Origin of the sequence: Sphingomonas sp. KC8, from assembly GCF_002151445.1 — a bacterium.
Taxonomy (GTDB): Bacteria; Pseudomonadota; Alphaproteobacteria; order Sphingomonadales; family Sphingomonadaceae; genus Sphingomonas_E.
In genome coordinates, this window is record NZ_CP016306.1 from 2461536 (window position 1) to 2478740 (window position 17205).

16 protein-coding genes are annotated in these 17205 nt (G+C 65.7%); 9 read left to right on the forward strand and 7 right to left on the reverse strand.

Annotated elements, in window-relative coordinates:
• Positions 1–79 precede the first annotated feature (79 nt).
• The 3 genes from feoB to KC8_RS11680 form a co-directional block, all read right to left on the reverse strand.
• Positions 80–1939 carry a ferrous iron transporter B gene (gene feoB / locus KC8_RS11670; protein WP_010126356.1) on the reverse strand — a complete coding sequence of 620 codons (1860 nt, stop codon included), beginning with the start codon at positions 1937–1939 and terminating at the stop codon, positions 80–82.
• Positions 1936–2187, reverse strand: coding sequence for a FeoA family protein (locus tag KC8_RS11675; protein ID WP_010126358.1), 252 nt, complete (start codon positions 2185–2187; stop codon positions 1936–1938). The genes feoB and KC8_RS11675 overlap by 4 nt, the downstream gene beginning before the upstream one ends.
• Positions 2188–2248: 61 nt before the next feature.
• Positions 2249–2911 carry a COQ9 family protein gene (locus KC8_RS11680; protein WP_010126359.1) on the reverse strand — a complete coding sequence of 221 codons (663 nt, stop codon included), beginning with the start codon at positions 2909–2911 and terminating at the stop codon, positions 2249–2251.
• A gap of 174 nt (positions 2912–3085) precedes the next feature.
• Between KC8_RS11680 and KC8_RS11685 the strand changes: the two genes are divergently transcribed.
• Entirely contained in the window at positions 3086–3616 is a 531-nt protein-coding gene (locus KC8_RS11685; RefSeq protein ID WP_010126360.1) for a urate hydroxylase PuuD, read from the forward strand.
• Positions 3617–3641: 25 nt separating this feature from the next.
• Here KC8_RS11685 and KC8_RS11690 read toward each other — a convergent pair whose 3' ends face one another.
• A complete protein-coding gene (locus KC8_RS11690) occupies positions 3642–4550 on the reverse strand; it encodes a DMT family transporter (protein WP_029624650.1) in 909 nt (302 codons plus the stop codon).
• 56 nt (positions 4551–4606) lie between these two features.
• Between KC8_RS11690 and KC8_RS11695 the strand changes: the two genes are divergently transcribed.
• From KC8_RS11695 to KC8_RS11705, 3 genes are all read left to right on the forward strand, one after another.
• Complete coding sequence (locus KC8_RS11695; RefSeq protein ID WP_010126362.1) at positions 4607–5683, forward strand: alkene reductase; 1077 nt, start codon at positions 4607–4609, stop codon at positions 5681–5683.
• 83 nt (positions 5684–5766) lie between these two features.
• On the forward strand, positions 5767–6252 hold the full coding sequence (locus tag KC8_RS11700) for a DUF2721 domain-containing protein (protein WP_010126364.1): 486 nt from the start codon (positions 5767–5769) through the stop codon (positions 6250–6252).
• 5 nt (positions 6253–6257) lie between these two features.
• Positions 6258–6653: a DUF4345 domain-containing protein gene (locus tag KC8_RS11705; protein ID WP_010126365.1), complete on the forward strand. Its 396-nt coding sequence runs from the start codon at positions 6258–6260 to the stop codon at positions 6651–6653.
• Between the two features lie 248 nt (positions 6654–6901).
• Here KC8_RS11705 and KC8_RS11710 read toward each other — a convergent pair whose 3' ends face one another.
• Positions 6902–7423 (reverse strand): hypothetical protein, encoded by a 522-nt coding sequence (locus KC8_RS11710; RefSeq protein ID WP_029624652.1) that lies wholly within the window; start codon positions 7421–7423, stop codon positions 6902–6904.
• Between the two features lie 128 nt (positions 7424–7551).
• Here KC8_RS11710 and KC8_RS11715 point away from each other — a divergent pair, with 128 nt between their 5' ends.
• Positions 7552–8829 (forward strand): MFS transporter, encoded by a 1278-nt coding sequence (locus KC8_RS11715; protein ID WP_010126367.1) that lies wholly within the window; start codon positions 7552–7554, stop codon positions 8827–8829.
• Here KC8_RS11715 and KC8_RS11720 read toward each other — a convergent pair.
• The gene (locus tag KC8_RS11720; protein ID WP_010126368.1) at positions 8807–10207 is read right to left on the reverse strand and encodes an MATE family efflux transporter; all 1401 of its coding nucleotides are present in this window, start codon (positions 10205–10207) and stop codon (positions 8807–8809) included. The genes KC8_RS11715 and KC8_RS11720 overlap by 23 nt on opposite strands.
• A 128-nt stretch (positions 10208–10335) precedes the next feature.
• On the opposite strand from KC8_RS11720, the gene zwf reads away from it, so the two are divergent.
• The 4 genes from zwf to eda all read left to right on the forward strand — a co-directional run bounded on the left by zwf (position 10336) and on the right by eda (position 15069).
• Positions 10336–11796, forward strand: a complete 1461-nt coding sequence (zwf, locus tag KC8_RS11725; RefSeq protein ID WP_010126370.1) for a glucose-6-phosphate dehydrogenase — start codon at positions 10336–10338, stop codon at positions 11794–11796.
• Entirely contained in the window at positions 11789–12496 is a 708-nt protein-coding gene (gene pgl / locus KC8_RS11730) for a 6-phosphogluconolactonase (RefSeq protein ID WP_010126372.1), read from the forward strand. The genes zwf and pgl overlap by 8 nt, the downstream gene beginning before the upstream one ends.
• Entirely contained in the window at positions 12493–14313 is a 1821-nt protein-coding gene (gene edd / locus KC8_RS11735) for a phosphogluconate dehydratase (protein ID WP_010126373.1), read from the forward strand. Before pgl ends, edd begins: the two co-directional genes overlap by 4 nt.
• Positions 14314–14457: 144 nt before the next feature.
• A complete protein-coding gene (gene eda / locus KC8_RS11740) occupies positions 14458–15069 on the forward strand; it encodes a bifunctional 4-hydroxy-2-oxoglutarate aldolase/2-dehydro-3-deoxy-phosphogluconate aldolase (RefSeq protein WP_010126374.1) in 612 nt (203 codons plus the stop codon).
• A 4-nt stretch (positions 15070–15073) separates the two neighbouring features.
• Here the strand turns inward: eda and pbpC are convergent, their stop codons facing one another.
• The gene (gene pbpC / locus KC8_RS11745; RefSeq protein ID WP_010126375.1) at positions 15074–17203 is read right to left on the reverse strand and encodes a penicillin-binding protein 1C; all 2130 of its coding nucleotides are present in this window, start codon (positions 17201–17203) and stop codon (positions 15074–15076) included.
• Positions 17204–17205: the final 2 nt, after the last annotated feature.

Consider the following 17205-nt stretch of genomic DNA (forward strand, 5'->3'; position numbering starts at 1 on the left):
TCCTTCTGATCTGCTGCGGGGCGAGGCCCGCGCTTCCATCTTAGATCGTTATGCCGGCATAGGCTGGCCTAACGCTTCCTCAGCCCAGCCCCAGCGCCGTGGCGGTCCAGAACGTGATACCCGCCATCACATATGCCAGCGCGAACAGATAACCGAGGCTGAACAACGGCCAACGCCAGCTGTTGGTTTCACGCCGGATCACCGCGATCGTCGACAGGCATTGCGGCGCGAAGACGAACCACATCAGGAAGGCCAGCGCCGTCGGCAACGGCCAGCGGCCACGCAGCCGTTCCGTCACCGATTGTTCCAGCGCAGCTTCATCCTGCGATTCGATCGAATAAACCGTGCCGAGTGCGGCCACCGCCACTTCGCGCGCGGCCATCGCGGGAATGATCGCCAGCGCGATTTCGTGGTTGAAGCCGATCGGCCGGACAATCGGTTCCAGCCCCGATGCGATTCGCCCGGCGGCCGAATATTCCACCTGGCTTTGCCCTTCGGGCGCCTGCGGGAACGTCAACAGCAGCCACAGCAGCAGCGATGCGCTCAAAATCAGCGTGCCGGCGCGGCGCAGGAATATCCATGCGCGTTGCGCCAGACCGATCAGAATGTCACGCGGGTCGGGCCACTGGTAGCGCGGCATTTCCATCATGAAGCCGCTGCTTGCCCCTTTCGCCACGGTCCGGCGCAGCACAAGCGCCGCGACCATCGCCCCGACAATGCCGGTCACGTAAAGGCCGAACAGCACCAGCCCCTGCAGGCCGATGCCGTAACCCACGTCACGCACCGGGATGAACGCGCCGATGATGACGGCATAGACAGGCAGGCGCGCCGAACAGGTCATCAGCGGCGCGATCAGGATCGTCGTCAGGCGATCCTTGGGATCGTCAATCGTGCGGGTCGCCATGATGCCCGGAATCGCGCAGGCAAAGGATGACAGCAACGGAATGAAGGCCCGGCCTGACAGGCCCACCCCCGCCATCAGCCGATCCATCAGGAATGCGGCACGCACCATGTAGCCGGATGCCTCCAGCAGCAGGATGAACAGGAACAAGATCAGGATCTGCGGCAGGAATACGACCACCGATCCAACGCCCGCGATCAGCCCGTCGACGATCAGCGACCGGAATATCCCCGGCGCCAGTTCGGCGGTGACGGCCCCCTGAATCGCGGCAAAACCATCCTCGATCCAGCCGATCGGCGCCTCCGACCAGGCGAACACCGCCTGAAACATCACAAACAGCAAACCGAACAGGATGGCCAGCCCCGCCACCGGATGGAGCGCCACCCGATCGACCCATTCGGCGCTGTGCCGAACCGTGCTGTGTCGCACCGTTGCCGCAGCCGAAATCGTCCGCGCACGCCGCTGCAGGGCAACAAGATCAAGATCCGGGGCCGGTTCGGCCGATGGGGATCGCACCGTTCCCGAACCCACCAGATCGCCCAGCGCCGTGCGCAATTCATCGATCCCGCGACGGCGCACTGCCACGGTCGGCACGACCGGCACGCCCAGTTCGCGCGACAAAGCCTGCGGATCGATCTCCAGCCCATCCCTTTCGGCCATGTCGATCATGTTGAGCGCGATCACCGTCGGCAGGCCCAGCGATATCAGTTGCAGGGCAAAGCGCAGATGATTGTCGAGATTGCCGGCATCGACCACGACGACCAGCGCTGTCGGCAGCCGTTCGCCGGTCTGGTGGCCGGTCACGACGTTGCGCGTCACCACCTCGTCGGGACTGGCGGGATCAAGGCTGTAGGTGCCGGGCAGATCGACCAGTTCGACCGGACGGCCATCATCCAGCGCCAGCCGCCCCGATTTCCGTTCCACCGTGACGCCGGGATAATTGCCGACCTTCTGGCGCGCGCCGGTCAGCGCGTTGAACAAGGCGCTCTTGCCGGCATTCGGATTGCCAACCAGCGCGACGAGCGGTGCCTGATTCATAGTGTCGCTTCGGCAACGCGAATCGATGCGGCGATACGGCGGCGCAATGCCACCGTCATCCGCCCGACGCGGCAGGCGATCGGATCACGGCCGATCGGGCCGGTGTGCAGCTTCATGATCGTGACGCCTTCATCGAAACCGAATTCGCGCAGGCGTTTGGATTCGGCGAGGCCGATCTCGTCCCAATCAATTTCGGAAACCGTGGCGTTCCGCCGCAGTGGCAGTTCATCGAGACGCAAGGACTTCATCCGACAGATATTGTTCTGCGAGTGATTATCAATAGAGACAGCAAAAGGCCAGCGCGATCGTTCACGTCGCCGGATAACGCAGCCGGCCAAAGAAGCGCGCCGGGCTAAACAACCGATCCTTGTCGGGCTTGATCTGCGCCTTCAGCTTTTCGAAACGCATTACCTGATCGATCCTGCGGGCCAGAAATGCCCGCGTATCGGCAAAGCCCTCGCTCTCATCGTCGATGAACGCCAGCAGGGTCGCCGCATAGACGCCGGCCAGCGTCATTCGCTTCGAATAATGCGAAAAGTCGGTCGCCTTGTCGCCGCAGGCGCGCCACATCGCATCGGCCGCGCGCCAGCTGAGCCGGGCCGCACGGGCGACATTCGATGGCATTGCCAGAATGGCCAGCGCCCGGCGCAGCGCTTCCCGATCGGGATCGATCAATTCCAGACGCCGCGTGACGAGCGCGGTAATCCGTTCGCGAATCTTCATCGCCGCCAGTTCGTCACCCGTCGGCGCCTCGGCCATCGCGCGATCGATATGCGCAAACCACGCATCGATCATGTCGATCGCCCCGCCCGGAAAAGCGAGGGCCGCGCGGCCTGGCGGCAGGCCCAGTTCGGCGCCGGCCGCATCAAGCGATGCCGCCCCCCAGCCATCGAAGGCAGCGTGGCGGGGGATGATCGGCGCGAGGGCGTCGCGCAGTTCGTCGAGCGTCAGGTCCGGCGCGGTCTGGGTCATTTGTCGACCATAGGCTGCCCGGGCCGCAACGCCAATATCCGTGACAGCCGAAACGACCGCGTATAGGCTCACCCCCGCGCGGGGCCGGGGCCTGCCTCGCACAGCATAGGGGAGGCCAATTTGGCAAAATTTTTCAGCAATTTATGGGCGGTTCTTGCCGTCAGCGTCGCTCTCATGGTCGTCGTCGCCTTCTGGGCGCATGGCGCCTATGGCAATCCATCGGCTTATTATAATGGCTTTTTCCGCTTCCTCCATGTGCTCTTCGGCATCATGTGGATCGGTTTGCTTTATTATTTCAACTTCGTGCAAATCCCGACGATGCCGAAGGTGCCGGCCGAATTGAAACCGGGCGTGTCCAAGTTCATCGCGCCGGAAGCGCTGTTCTGGTTCCGTTATGCGGCGCTGTTCACCGTCATCACCGGCCTGATCGTCGCCTGGCTTTCAGGTTATGCCCACGATGCGCTGGTGCTTGGTGAAGGCTTCCGCCTGATCGGCCTCGGCATGTGGCTGGCGCTGATCATGGCGTTCAACGTCTGGTTCCTGATCTGGCCGAACCAGAAGCGCGCGCTGGGCATCGTCCCCGCCGAAGATGCGGTGAAGGCCAAGTCGGCGTCGACCGCGATGATCTTTTCGCGCCTGAACACGCTGCTTTCGATCCCCATGCTGTATTGCATGGTCACGCAGGGCGCATTGGGCGGCCTGTAATCCGATCAAGCGGGCCGGATCGCCGTCATCGGCGGTCCGGCCGCCTTACCAGCACCAATGCGATCGCGATCGCCACCGCGCCAATCGCGTCGATCACACCCAGCTTTTCGCCATAGGCCATCCAGCCAACCGAAGCGGCGACAACAGGCTGGATCAAAAGCCCAACGCCGATCACCAGCGGCGGCAGATGGCCCATCGCATACACCAGCAGGCCCTGCCCGATCACCTGACTGCCGATCGCCAGCAACAGCAGCGGCGTCCAGGCGGTTGGCCAGATCGTTTCCCCCATCAGGCTCGCAAAGGCCAGCAGCGGCAGCGCGCCGAACAGTGTCGCCAGCATAAGCGTCGGCAGCGGCTGCAACCGCCCGCGCGCCGTGCTCACCGCGACAAGGTAGAAGGTGTAGAGCACCCCGGCCGCGATACAGAGCAGATCGCCCAGCAGATTCTGCGGCGACAGCTGATAGGATTGCCCCATCAGCAGCACTGCTCCCGCCGCCGCCAGCAGCAACGCCATTGTCTGCATCCGCCCCGGCAACGCGCGGGCGACGATGAAACCATAGATCGGGAATGTCAGGCTGGTGATGTTCCCGAACAATGTCGCATTGGCCAATGTCGTGTGAAGGATGCCGACATGCCACGCGGCAAGATCGGCCGCGAAGAACAGGCCGCCCACCGCCAGTACCATCCACATCCGCCGCGGCATCGCCGGGATCGGCTGGCGCGCCATCAGGCACAAAGCCAGCAACAGGGGCGCTGCCAGCGCAAGCCGCCAGAAACCAGCGGCAACCGGCCCGACATCGGCCAGCCGCACCAGCCACGCCCCGAAAGCGAGCGCGACATTCGCGCCGATCATCGCCGCGAAGGCGAGTGCGGTTCCACGCCGATTACCGCTATCGTCGCGCAAAGTTAATCTTGTGGGGCTCGACTCGTGCATTCCGCCATCTGGCGCCCCATCTCGGCACAGTCCAGTTGCAAAAGGGGACTTATTCCATGGCCTCGCTCTTTGATCCGATCCACCTTGGCGCGATTGAGGCGCCCAACCGCATCCTGATGGCGCCGCTCACCCGCGCCCGCGCCACGCGCGATCATGTGCCGACCCCGATCATGGCCGAATATTACGCCCAGCGCGCCAGCGCCGGGCTGATCCTGTCCGAAGCGACCGGGATCAGCCAGGAAGGCACCGGCTGGCCTTATGCACCGGGCCTGTGGAACGATGCCCAGGTGGCCGCGTGGAAACCGGTGACTGAGGCCGTCCACAAAGCCGGCGGGCGGATCTTCGCCCAGCTTTGGCACATGGGCCGTATCGTCCATCCCAGCTTCATCGGTGGGCAGGCGCCTGTTTCGGCATCGGCCACCACCGCCCCCGGCAACGCGCACACCTATGAGGGCAAGCAGCCCTTCGTCGCGGCGCGCCCGCTACGCCTCGATGAAATTCCGCGTCTGATCGAGGATTATGCCCATGCCGCGCGCAATGCGATCGCCGCCGGGTTCGACGGGGTTCAGCTCCACGCCGCGAATGGCTATCTGATCGACCAGTTCCTGCGCGACAATTCCAACCATCGCGACGATGCCTATGGCGGGTCGATCGCCAACCGCATCCGCTTGCTGACCGAAGTAACCGGCAAGCTGGTCGAAATCGTCGGCGCCGATCGCACCGCCGTGCGCCTTTCCCCCAATGGCGATAGCCAGGGCGTGGACGATAGCGATCAGGATGCCCTGTTCACCGCCGCCGCCAAGGCGCTGGACGGATTCGGCCTCGCCTTCCTCGAACTGCGTGAACCCGGCCCCGGCGGCACGTTCGGCGCGTCCGATCGCCCCGCAGTCGCCCCCGCGATCCGCCAGGTTTTCAGCGGGCCGCTCGTGCTCAATTCGGATTATGGCCACGATACCGCGCAGGCCGTACTCGACAGCGGCGCGGCAGACGCGGTCAGCTTCGGCCGCACCTTCCTCGCCAACCCCGATCTGCCATATCGGCTCGCCAATGGCCTGCCGCTGCAGCAGGATGATCCGCGCACCTGGTACAGCCAGGGGCACGAAGGATATATCGACTACCCGACGGCCGCCTGATTTCGGCCTTCGTCAAGCACTGCCATTCCTGTCGGGATGGCGGCGCTTGACGGGCCGCGCCGCCGTGCCCAATCCTGCCAGCCATGCCATCCAACGCCTCTGCCGCCGTCGCCGATCTCGCCCACACCATCCAGTTGGCCGTGGCGCCGGTGTTCTTGCTTGCCGGGATTGGCAGCATTCTCAACGTGTTGGCCGGACGGCTCGCCCGGATTGTCGATCGCGCCCGCCAGCTCGCGCAGGAATTCACGCCCACCGATCATCCCGACCATGCCGCCCAGGTGCGTGAACTGCGCCTGCTCGATCGCCGCATCATGCTGGCCAACATGGCGATCCTTCTGTGTACCGCCAGCGCCGCCCTGATCTGCGCGGTCGTCGCCGGGCTGTTCATCGCCGGCCTCGCCAATCTCGGCTTCGCGCGGACGATGGCGGTGGGCTTCGTACTGGCCATGCTGTTGCTGATATCGGGACTGGCGCTGTTCCTTGTCGAAGTCCGCGTCGCCCTGCTCACCATCCGCGTCCGCGAAGAACTGCTCGAACAACGTACCGAACGGCGTAGCTGGCGGCGATGATCCCCATGACCGAGCGCCGCCTGTTGCAGGCGGCAATCGCCACAGCCTGTCTCGTTCCACTGGGTATCGGTGGTGCAAGCATCCTGTTCGGCCCTTCGGCGATCACCACTATGCTGGCCCCATCCCCCAGCTTCGACAGCCATTTCCGCTATCTGTCAGGCATCTGCTTCGCGCTCGGCATCGGCTTTGCCAGTTGCATCCCAGCCATCGAAGCGCGCGGCCCCCGCTTCCGTTTGCTCGGCGCGATGGTGGTGACGGGCGGCATCGCCCGGCTGGTATCGCTGGCGATGCTCGGCTGGCCCGGCGCCGGGCACCGTTTCGGGCTGGCGATGGAATTGGGCGTCGTGCCGCTGCTGATGCTGTGGCAGTGGCGGATCGAACGGCGCAGCCGTCCGGCATAGGCCCCAAATGTGAAAAAGGACCGCCGGGCGAACCCGGCGATCCTCAAACATGGTCAGCGGCCGGAAGTGCCGGCCCGGAAAGCTTTTGCGGGGTTCAGCCCCGCGCTCTCCGAACGGACCGAACCGACCTCTGTGCTGAGCCATGAGACATCGGATCACCTCCTTTCGCTAAGTTAACGAGCAAGACAGAGACTGAATCATCCTGAATCGCGCTGCAAGCCCCCCGGCAAAATAATTTGCAGGTGTAATTATTTGCGGCAATCCTCCACCACGCGGGACACTTCCGCCCAGGCCGGCAGGGTCAGCGAAGCAGCCCCCGCCGTCTCAATGCGAATCCGGCCGCGGCTGAACGCCATCCAGTCCAGCAATCCATCGGACGCGTCCAATTGCGCTGAAAATCCCGCCGTGCCGGCGACGGCAGGCAGCGCACGCTTGCCATAGCTGGTCGTCACGATGATCGCCGGATTGGCCGCAATGGGCGGCCCGCTCAGCGACAAGGTCAGCCGCCGTGCGTTGACATCGCAAGCCAGCACAACCAGCGGCGCCTGTCCCGTTCTGCCAAAGCGTGCCGTGGCCCGGGCATAGCTCCACACACCCGGCGTCAGCGGTGCATCTTCCCACGCTACCGGCGCGGATGGCGGCGGCGGCGGCGGAGGAGGAGCCGGTTGTGGCGGCGGAGGCGGCGGGGGTGCGGGGGCGACACACCCGGCCAGCGCCATCAACGCAAAAGCCGTCAGGGCGGCGCGGGGGGAAAACGATCGTCGAGCCATCGCAAAGGCATGGTCGATCCCGCAGCCCCTGCCAAGCCCCGCCCCCACATCTCGCCGTCATCGTCGACCGGATTGCCCGCACGCCGCTTGACCGCCATACCGGCGCGGACTTGGGGGAAGGCGCACGAATGGCGGACGCAGCGAAGCGGTTACGATCGATCATAGGCGGATCGGCGGGCAATTTCGTCGAATGGTATGATTGGTTCGCTTATGCCTCGCTCAGCATTTATTTCGCACCCGCCTTCTTCCCCGAAGACAATCCCACGGTGCAACTGCTCAACACCGCCGCGATCTTTGCGGTCGGCTTCATCATGCGGCCGATCGGCGCGTGGGTGATGGGCATTTACGGCGACCGCCATGGCCGCAAAGCCGGGCTGGCGCTGTCGGTCGGCCTCATGTGCGCCGGATCGCTGCTGATCGCGATTGCCCCCACTTATGCCACCGCCGGCTGGCTGGCGCCGGCCTTGCTGATCCTCGCGCGGATGTTGCAGGGCCTTAGCGTCGGTGGCGAATTTGGCGCGAGTTCCACCTATCTCAGCGAAATGGCGACGGCCGGCCGGCGCGGCTTCTGGTCAAGTTTCCAATATGTCACGCTGATCGGCGGCCAGCTTGCGGCGCTTGGCGTGTTGCTGATCCTCCAGGCGCTGATGCCCGAATCCGCGCTGGAAAGCTGGGGCTGGCGCATCCCCTTTGCGATCGGGGCCGTGCTGGCTGCCGCCGTCTATGTCTTCCGCCGGGGTCTCGCCGAAACCAGCCATTTCAAGCAGATCGATCACGCGGCCACGCCCGCATCGTCGGCACGCAATCTGTGGGTCGGCCACCGCCGTGCGACCTTGATGATCGTCGCGATGACGATCGGCGGCACGCTCGCTTTCTATGCCTACACCACCTACCTCCAGAAATTCCTGGTCAACACCAGCGGCTTCACCCGACCGGAAGCCACCGCGATCACCGCAGCGGCGCTTGCCGTGTTCATGGTCCAGCAGCCCTTGTGGGGCTGGCTGTCCGACCAGATCGGCCGCAAACCGCAGATGATCTTTTTCGGCGTGACGGGGATGCTGACGACGGTGCCGGTGTTCCATGCGCTCGCCGGCACCAGCGATGCGATCACCGCATTCTGGCTGGCGCTGATCCCGATGACGTTGATGTCGGCCTACACATCGGTCGGCCCGATCACCAAGGCCGAATTATACCCCGCCCATATCCGCACATTGGGCGTGGCGCTGCCTTATGCGATCGCCAACACCGCATTCGGCGGCACCGCCGAATATGTGGCACTTTGGCTCAAGAATGCGGGCGTCGAATATGCGTTCTACTGGTATGTCACCGCCGGCATCGGGGTGGCGCTGATCGCCTTCATCGCTTTGCCCGATACCCGCAGGATCAGCCAGATCGCGGCCGATTGATCCAGGCGGGGTCGACCAGCCCGATCCGTTCGCGTAGCGTCCAGCGCCCGGTCATCAGCACTGAAACGATGGCCAGGCCCAGCGCCAGCCCCGCCCAGATGCCAACGCCGGCCCAGCCGGCACGGAATGCGAACCACGCGCCGACCGCCAGGCCGATCAGCCAGTAGCCGACACCGGCGAACAGCATTGGCACGGTCGTATCGTGCAGTCCGCGCAGCATCCCCGCGCCCACCGCCTGCGCGCCATCGACAATCTGGAACAAGGCGGCCCACATCAGGAAGGATACGGCCAGCTGCACCACTTCGGCATTGGCCGGGTTGGTCGAATCGATGAAACCGCCGATCAGCAGATGCGGCACGCTGACCATCACCAGCGCGGTAACGCCCATGAAACCGACACCCATCCCCCATGCCGTCCAGCCGGCACGGCCAATGGCCACCGGATCCCTGCGGCCATACGCCAGGCCCACCCGCACCGTCGCCGCCTGCGCCAGGCCCAGGGGCACCATGAAACTGACGCTCGCCACCTGTATGGCAATCGCATGCGCGGCCAGCGGGTTCTGGCCGAGCAGCCCCATCAGGAACATCGCGGCGTTGAACACCGTCACTTCCAGCCCCAGCGTGATCGCGATCGGCAGGCCCAGCCGCCAGACGGCGAAGAAGCGCGGCCAGTCCGCCCGCCAGAAATGGCCGAACAGGTGGAAACGGCGGAAACGCCGGTCACGCATCACCACCAGCGCCATGCCGACGAACATCAGCGTGTTGGCGATCGACGATCCGATGCCGGCCCCCACCAACCCCATTTGCGGCAGGCCCAGCCGGCCAAAGACAAGGCCATAATTGATGATCGCGTTGGCGACGACGCCGCCCAGCGCGATCACCAGCGACCAGCCCGGCCGTTCCAGCGCGGCCACGAACACGCGCAGCACCAGATAGAAAGCGTAAGGCAGCAGCCCCCACATCATCGCCCGCAGGAAATGGCCGGCATCGGCCGCCAGCACCGGTTCCTGCCCCAGCGCCAGCAACACCGCCTCGCCATGCCACAGGAACAGCCACAAGGGCACGACCACCGCGACCGCCGCCCACATCGTCTGGCGCACCGTACGGCGCACATCGCGCACCGCGTTCGATCGCGCGCCGATCGCCTTGGCGATCATCGGCGATCCAGCCATCACCAGCCCGCTGGCGATCACCACGCAGGCCATCATCAGGTTGGTGCCCAGCGCGCCGGCCGCCAGTTGCCGCGCGCCCAGCCGGCCGAGCAGGATCACATCGGTCGCATGGATCGCGGCCTGCGCAAGGTTGGTCAGCACCAGCGGCCAGGCAAGCGTGAGCGTCGCGCGGATATCTTCGCGCCAGGGGGAATGCGTGCGGCTCATCCCCGGCTTCTATCGCCACGGGAAAATTTGTCACGCCGGAGAGGAAAGGACGGGCCGGACATTCCGGCTTTGACGGACGCAGATCGAACGCGCAGATTGCTGCGCTGCGATAACCGGGAAGGATCTTCATGACGGGTGGTGCGGGTGCATTGTTGCTGTTTGGTGCGACGGGTGATCTGGCCAAGCGAATGCTGCTGCCGTCGCTGTTCGCGCTCCATGCCGAAGGCCTGATCGCCCCCAATGTCGCCATTATCGGCACGGCGCGCAGCGCGCTCGACGATGCGGCCTATCGCGCCATCGCGGCCACCGCGCTCGACACGCATGTCCCGGCGGACCGGATGGATGCCACCGCCCGCGCCACTTTCCTCGATCGGCTGCATTATGTGCCGCTCGATGCGTCGGACCCGGCCGGTTTCGCGGCGCTAGGCGATCGGGTGGGTGCTGCACGCAACGGCGATCTGGCGATCTTTCTGTCGACCGCGCCGCAATTGTTCGAACCGACCATCGCCGGCCTCGCCGCCGCCGGGCTGACCGGCGATAATGTCCGCATCGGGCTGGAAAAGCCGCTCGGCACCGATCTCGCCTCGTCGCGCCACATCAACGATGCGGTCGCGTCGGTCTTTCCCGAACAGCGCACCTTCCGCATCGATCATTATCTCGGCAAGGAAACCGTGCAGAACCTTCTGGCGCTGCGCTTCGCCAACCTGATGTTCGAACCGCTGTGGAATGCCGGCGGGATCGAACATGTCCAGATCACCGTGTCGGAAACCGTCGGCCTGGAAGGCCGGATCGACTATTTCGACGGGTCGGGCAGCTTGCGCGATATGGTGCAGAACCACATGCTCCAGTTGCTGTCGCTGGTCGCGATGGAGCCGCCCGCCCATTTCGACGCCCGCGCCGTCCGCGATGAAAAGGTGAAGGTGCTCCGCTCGCTCCGCCGGATCGATCGCGATACCGCCCCCAGCCACACCGTGATCGGCCAATATACCAAGGGGGCGGTGGGCGGTGTGCCGGTCCCCGGCTATGTCGATGAACTGGGCAAGCCATCCACCACCGAAACCTTCGTCGCGCTGAAGGCCCATGTCGATAACTGGCGGTGGAAGGGCGTGCCCTTTTACCTGCGCACCGGCAAACGCCTGCCGACCCGCCAGTCCGAAATCATCATCCAGTTCCGCCCCGTCCCGCATTCGATGTTCGCCGAACGTGGCAGCCGGCTGCACCAGAACAAGCTCATCATCCGCCTCCAGCCGGAAGAAGAAATCAGCCTGATGGTGATGGCCAAGGAGCCGGGCCTCGATCGCGACGGCATCCGCCTGCGCGAAGTACCGCTCGATCTGTCGCTCACCACCGCCTTTGCCGGCCAGCGCCGCCGCATCGCCTATGAACGGTTGCTGCTCGATCTGATAGAAGGGGATCCCACCCTGTTCGTGCGCCGGGACGAGGTTGAGGCGCAATGGGAATGGGTCGACGCGATCCGTGATGGCTGGACGGCGAACGGGATGACGCCCAAGAGCTATCCTGCGGGCACCTGGGGCCCGTCGGCAGCGATCGCGCTGACCGAACGTGACGGAGTGAGTTGGCATGATTGAAGCGGAATGGTGGGACTATGACGATACCGACGAGATGGCCGCGGCCGTCGCCGGAGACGTCGGCTTCATCATCGAAAGCGCGCTCGACGCCCGTGGTCAGGCGCTGATCGCACTGCCGGGCGGCACAACCCCGGCGCCGATCTTCGCCAAGCTGGCCGAAGCCAGGATCAAGTGGAAGAACGTCACCATCATCCCGACCGACGATCGGCTGGTGGCGGTAAGCGATCCGCTGAGCAATATCGCGTCGATCGCGAAAATCTTCCTGCCGCTGGGCGCGCGCGTGATGCCGATCGTCAGCGAAGCGGCGGCCGATCACACCGCAGCAGGCAAGGCGGCGGATGCACGGCTGCAGGATCTGCATTGGCCGCCCGATCTTGTGTGGCTGGGCGTGGGTGCCGATGGCCATACCGCATCGATCTTTCCCGGCCCTGATCTGGAAGAGGCGCTGAACGGCCCCAATGCGCGCCGTGCGGTAGGCGTTCTGCCCGATCCGATGCCCAAGGAAGCACCCGTCGCCCGCGTCACGCTCACCCGCGCGGCGATCCTGTCGGCCCGCACCCTGCTCATCACCGTTACCGGCGATGCCAAGCGCAAAATGCTGGAAAAAGCGATCGAGGATGGCCCGCTATCCTCCGTGCCGATCGGCCGGGTGCTCGCCGACACCGAACTGCCGATCGATATCCACTGGGCGGCTGAATGACGCTTCACCCCGCCATCGCCGCCGTCACGGCCCGCATTATCGAGCGCTCGGCGCCCGGCAGGCAGGCCTATCTCGATCTGATCGAGCGCGAACGCGATGGGGGGGTGGATCGGCCCCGTCTGTCCTGCGGCAACCTCGCCCATGGCTTTGCCGCCTCGGGCGAGGACAAGCCGGCAATCCGCGATGGCGCGCGGATGAATATCGGCATCGTCACCGCCTATAACGACATGCTGTCGGCCCATCAGCCTTATGGCGGCTATCCCGATCGGATGAAGCTGTGGGCGCGCGAGGCGGGCGCCACAGCGCAGGTGGCCGGCGGTGTGCCCGCGATGTGCGACGGGGTGACGCAAGGGCAGCGCGGCATGGAATTGTCGCTGTTCAGCCGCGACACGATCGCCTTGTCCACGGCGGTCGCGCTGTCGCACGGCATGTTCGAGGGGGCGGCACTTCTCGGCATCTGCGACAAGATCGTCCCCGGCCTGCTGATCGGCGCGCTACGCTTCGGCCATTTGCCCACCGTGCTGGTTCCCGCCGGGCCGATGCCATCGGGCCTTGCCAACAAGGAAAAGCAGCGGGTCCGGCAGTTGTATGCCGAAGGCAAGGTCGGCCGCGCCGAATTGCTCGAAGCCGAAGCCGCTTCCTATCATGGCGCCGGCACCTGCACCTTTTACGGCACCGCCAATTCCAACCAGATGATGATGGAGGTGATGGGCCTCCACGTCCCCGGCGCCGCCTTCATCAATCCCGGCACCAAATTGCGCCAGGAAGTCACCCGCGCCGCGGTCCACCGCCTCGCGCAGATCGGCTGGAATGGCGATGATTATCGCCCGATCGGCCGGGTCATCGATGAAAAAGCGATCGTCAACGCGGCGGTCGGCCTGCTCGCCACGGGCGGCTCGACCAACCACGCGATCCACATCCCCGCCATTGCCCGCGCGGCCGGGATCATCATCGATTGGGAAGATCTCGATCGGCTGTCGGCCGCAGTCCCCCTGATCGCGCGGGTCTATCCCAATGGTTCGGGCGACGTGAACCATTTTCAGGCCGCTGGCGGCATGGCCTATGTCATCGCCACCCTGCTCGATGCGGGAATGCTGCACGGCGATATCCTGACGATCTGGGATGGCGGCCTGCCGGCTTATGCCGCCGATCCGGTGCTCGATGGCGAAACGCTCGGCTGGCAGCCCGCGCCCGCCGATCCGCTCGACGATACGATGCTGCGCCCCGTCGCCAATCCATTCCTGCCCGATGGGGGCATGCGGCTGCTCACCGGCAATCTCGGCCGGGCGACGATGAAGACCAGCGCGGTCGATCCTTCCCGCTGGACGATCGAGGCCCCGGCCCGCATCTTCCACGATCAGGATGACGTCAACCGCGCCTTCAAGGCCGGCGAACTCGATCGCGATGTCGTCGTCGTCGTCCGGTTTCAGGGGCCACGCGCCAATGGCATGCCCGAACTGCACAAGCTCACCCCACCTTTGGGCGTGTTGCAGGACAAGGGGTTCAAGGTCGCGCTGGTGACGGACGGCCGCATGTCCGGCGCATCGGGCAAGGTGCCCGCCGCGATCCACATCACGCCCGAAGCCCTGGGCGGCGGCCCGCTCGCCCGGTTACGCGACGGCGATATCATCCGTGTCTGCGCCGCAACCGGCGAACTGGTCGCCCTGGTTGATGCTGCCGAATGGAATGCCCGCGAACCCGTTCCCGCCCCGCCACCGGCGCTTGGCACCGGCCGCGAACTGTTTGCCTTCATGCGCCACACCGCCGATGGCGCCGAACAGGGTGCCTCGGCAATGCTCGCCGGCGCAGGGCTATAGTTTCAAGCCGTCATGCTGAACTTGTTTCAGCATCCACTCTTTCCCTTGCGCCGACATCGGCTGTGGCAAGATGGACCCTGAAGCCGAAGGCGGGCGACAGCCCAAACAAGTTCAGGGCGACGAACTAGGATGAGAGGGAAGCGTATGACTATCGACGCGGTGATGGACCTGGCCCCCGTGATCCCCGTGCTGGTAATCGACGATATCGCGCATGCCCGGCCGATCGCCGAAGCCCTCGTCGCCGGTGGCCTGCGGGCACTTGAAGTGACGCTGCGCACCCCCGCCGCACTCGATGTCATCCGCGAAATGGCCAAGGTCGACGGCGCCGTCGTCGGCGCGGGCACGGTACTCAACCCCGATCAGCTCGAAGCCGCCATCGATGCCGGCGCACGTTTCATCGTCAGTCCCGGACTGACCAAGACGCTGGGCAAGGCCGCCGTCAAAAGCGGCATCCCCTTCCTGCCCGGTATCGCCACGGCGGCGGATATCATGCGCGGCCTCGATCTCGGCCTCACCCGCTTCAAATTCTTCCCCGCCGAAACCAATGGCGGCATTCCCGCGCTCAACGCCCTCGCTGCCCCCTTTCACACTGCCCGCTTCTGCCCCACCGGCGGCATCACCGCAGCCAGCGCGCGCGATTGGCTCGCCATCCCGGCGGTGAAATGCGTCGGCGGCAGCTGGGTCGTCCCCAAGGGCGCGCCCGATCGCGTAACCATCGAAGCCGCCGCCCGCGCCGCATCCGCCCTGCGCGACTAAAGCCTCACCGCACGCTGAACAGCACCCGATCCACCGCCTTGCCTGCGGGATCGACCAGCAACAGCCGATGCTGCCCCGGCCCGGCCAGCACCAGCGGCTGGCCATCCGCCGGGCCAAGATCGCGCTTGTCGAGTTGCAATCGATGGCCCGCCACCGCGCCCATGGTGGCAACGCGGATCCGCTGGCGATCGATCGGGATATCCGGGTCGATCGCATAGACCGCCCCCGCCACCGGATCGGCGATACGCGGCCGGCGCGCTTCGGGTGGGGCCGCCGCCAGCGCCGTCTGCCCGGTGCCGGCAAGGAACCAGTCCGCCCGCGCCGGTTCGATCCCGCCGGCAAAGGCCACAGGGCGATGCTCCACCCCCGGCGGCGGCGTAGGGCGTTTCCCCGGCCGATCGCGATGAAGCGCCAGCATCACTTCGCGCCACACCGGCGCCGCCCCGCTCGTTCCGGAAACCGCGCGCATCGGATCGCCTTCCAGATTACCGACCCATACCGCCACCGTGAAACGATCGGAAAAGCCCACGCACCAATTGTCGCGCATTGCCTTGGACGTACCGGTCTTCACCGCCGCCCAGAATGGCAGTTTGAGCGCACTATCCAGCCCGAACGTCACCGCCCGCGCGCCCGGATCGGCCATCATGTCCGCCACCAGGAACGCCGCTTGGCGGGTAAACACGCTGCGCGGCTTGCCCCGTGGATCGTCCATTTTGATCCTGAGCGGCGTGAACTGCCCGCCATTGGCCAGCATCCGGAACGCGTTCGCCTGTTCCAGCAAGGTCACTTCGGCCGAACCCAGCGCCAGGCTGAACCCGTAATAATCGCCATCCTCGGTCAACCCGCGATAGCCCGCATCCCACAAACGATCGCGAAACGGCTCCACCCCGGTCAGCAACAGGGTGCGCACCGCCGGTACGTTCAGCGATCCCGCCAAGGCCGTCCGCGCTGAAACCAGACCTTTGAAACTACGATCATAATTTTGCGGGACATACAGGCCGGACGCCGTATCCAGCTGAACCGGCGAATCATCGATGATCGAAGCCGGTGTCAACCAGCCTCTCTCCATCGCCTGTGCATACAGAAACGGCTTCAAGGTCGATCCCGCCTGCCGATACGCATCCGCCCCATCCACCGCGCCTGCGGTCGATTGACCGCCGACCCCACCGACATAAGCCAGCACGTCACCCGTGGCGTTGTCGACCACCACCACCGCGCCATCGCGCACCCGCGATGCGCCCAGCCCCTGCAACTGCCGAGCGAGCGCCAGCGCGGCCATACGCTGCGTGGTCAGGTCCACGGTCGTCGTCACCGTCGCCCCCGGCTCGCGCAGCAATTTCGCCGCCAGATGCGGGGCCAGCCCCGGATCAAGCGCCAGCCGCCGCGCCGGCCCGAGCATCGCCACCGCCGCCGCTTCGATGGCCATGCAATCCGTCCGCCGCCCGATCGCGCACGCCCGTCGCGCCACCGCCGCCGCACTCGCCTGCGGTGCCGGCAACAGCGCCGTGAGCAGCAGTGCATCATCGGGCGACAACGCCGCCGGGGTCTTACCGAACAAAGTCAGCGCCGCCGCCGCTACGCCCTGCGCCTCGCCGCGAAAGCCGGACAGGTTGAGATAGGCTTCGAGAATTTCATCCTTCGACCAATGCTGCTCGATCACCCACGCCGCGCGCATCTGGCGCAGCTTGTCCCGCCAGTTGCGCGCCCCCGGCCGGGCAAGCTCGGGCGCAAGGAATGCGGCCAGCTGCATCGTCAAGGTCGATGCCCCGCGCGGTCGCTTGCCCGAAACCCGATCGCGCGCCGCCCCGCCCAGCGCCCACCAGTCGACCCCGGCATGATCGCTGAACCGCCGATCTTCGGCCGCGACCACCGTTTCGCGCAAGGCCGGCGCGATTGCCTCCAGTTCGCTCCAGCCCAGCCGGCGGGCATGGAAATCCACCCGTTCGGAATCGAGCAACCGGCCCTCGCGATCGCGCAGCCATGCCTCGCTCGGCCGATAGGCTTCGCGCACCGCTGCGTAAGACGGCATCGTCGGCGGCAGGGTCAGCAGCCACAGCACCAGCAAGGCCAGCGCGGTGATGCCGACCAGCGCCAGCGCGATATTGATCCGGCTCAGATGGCGGCGAATCGACATGG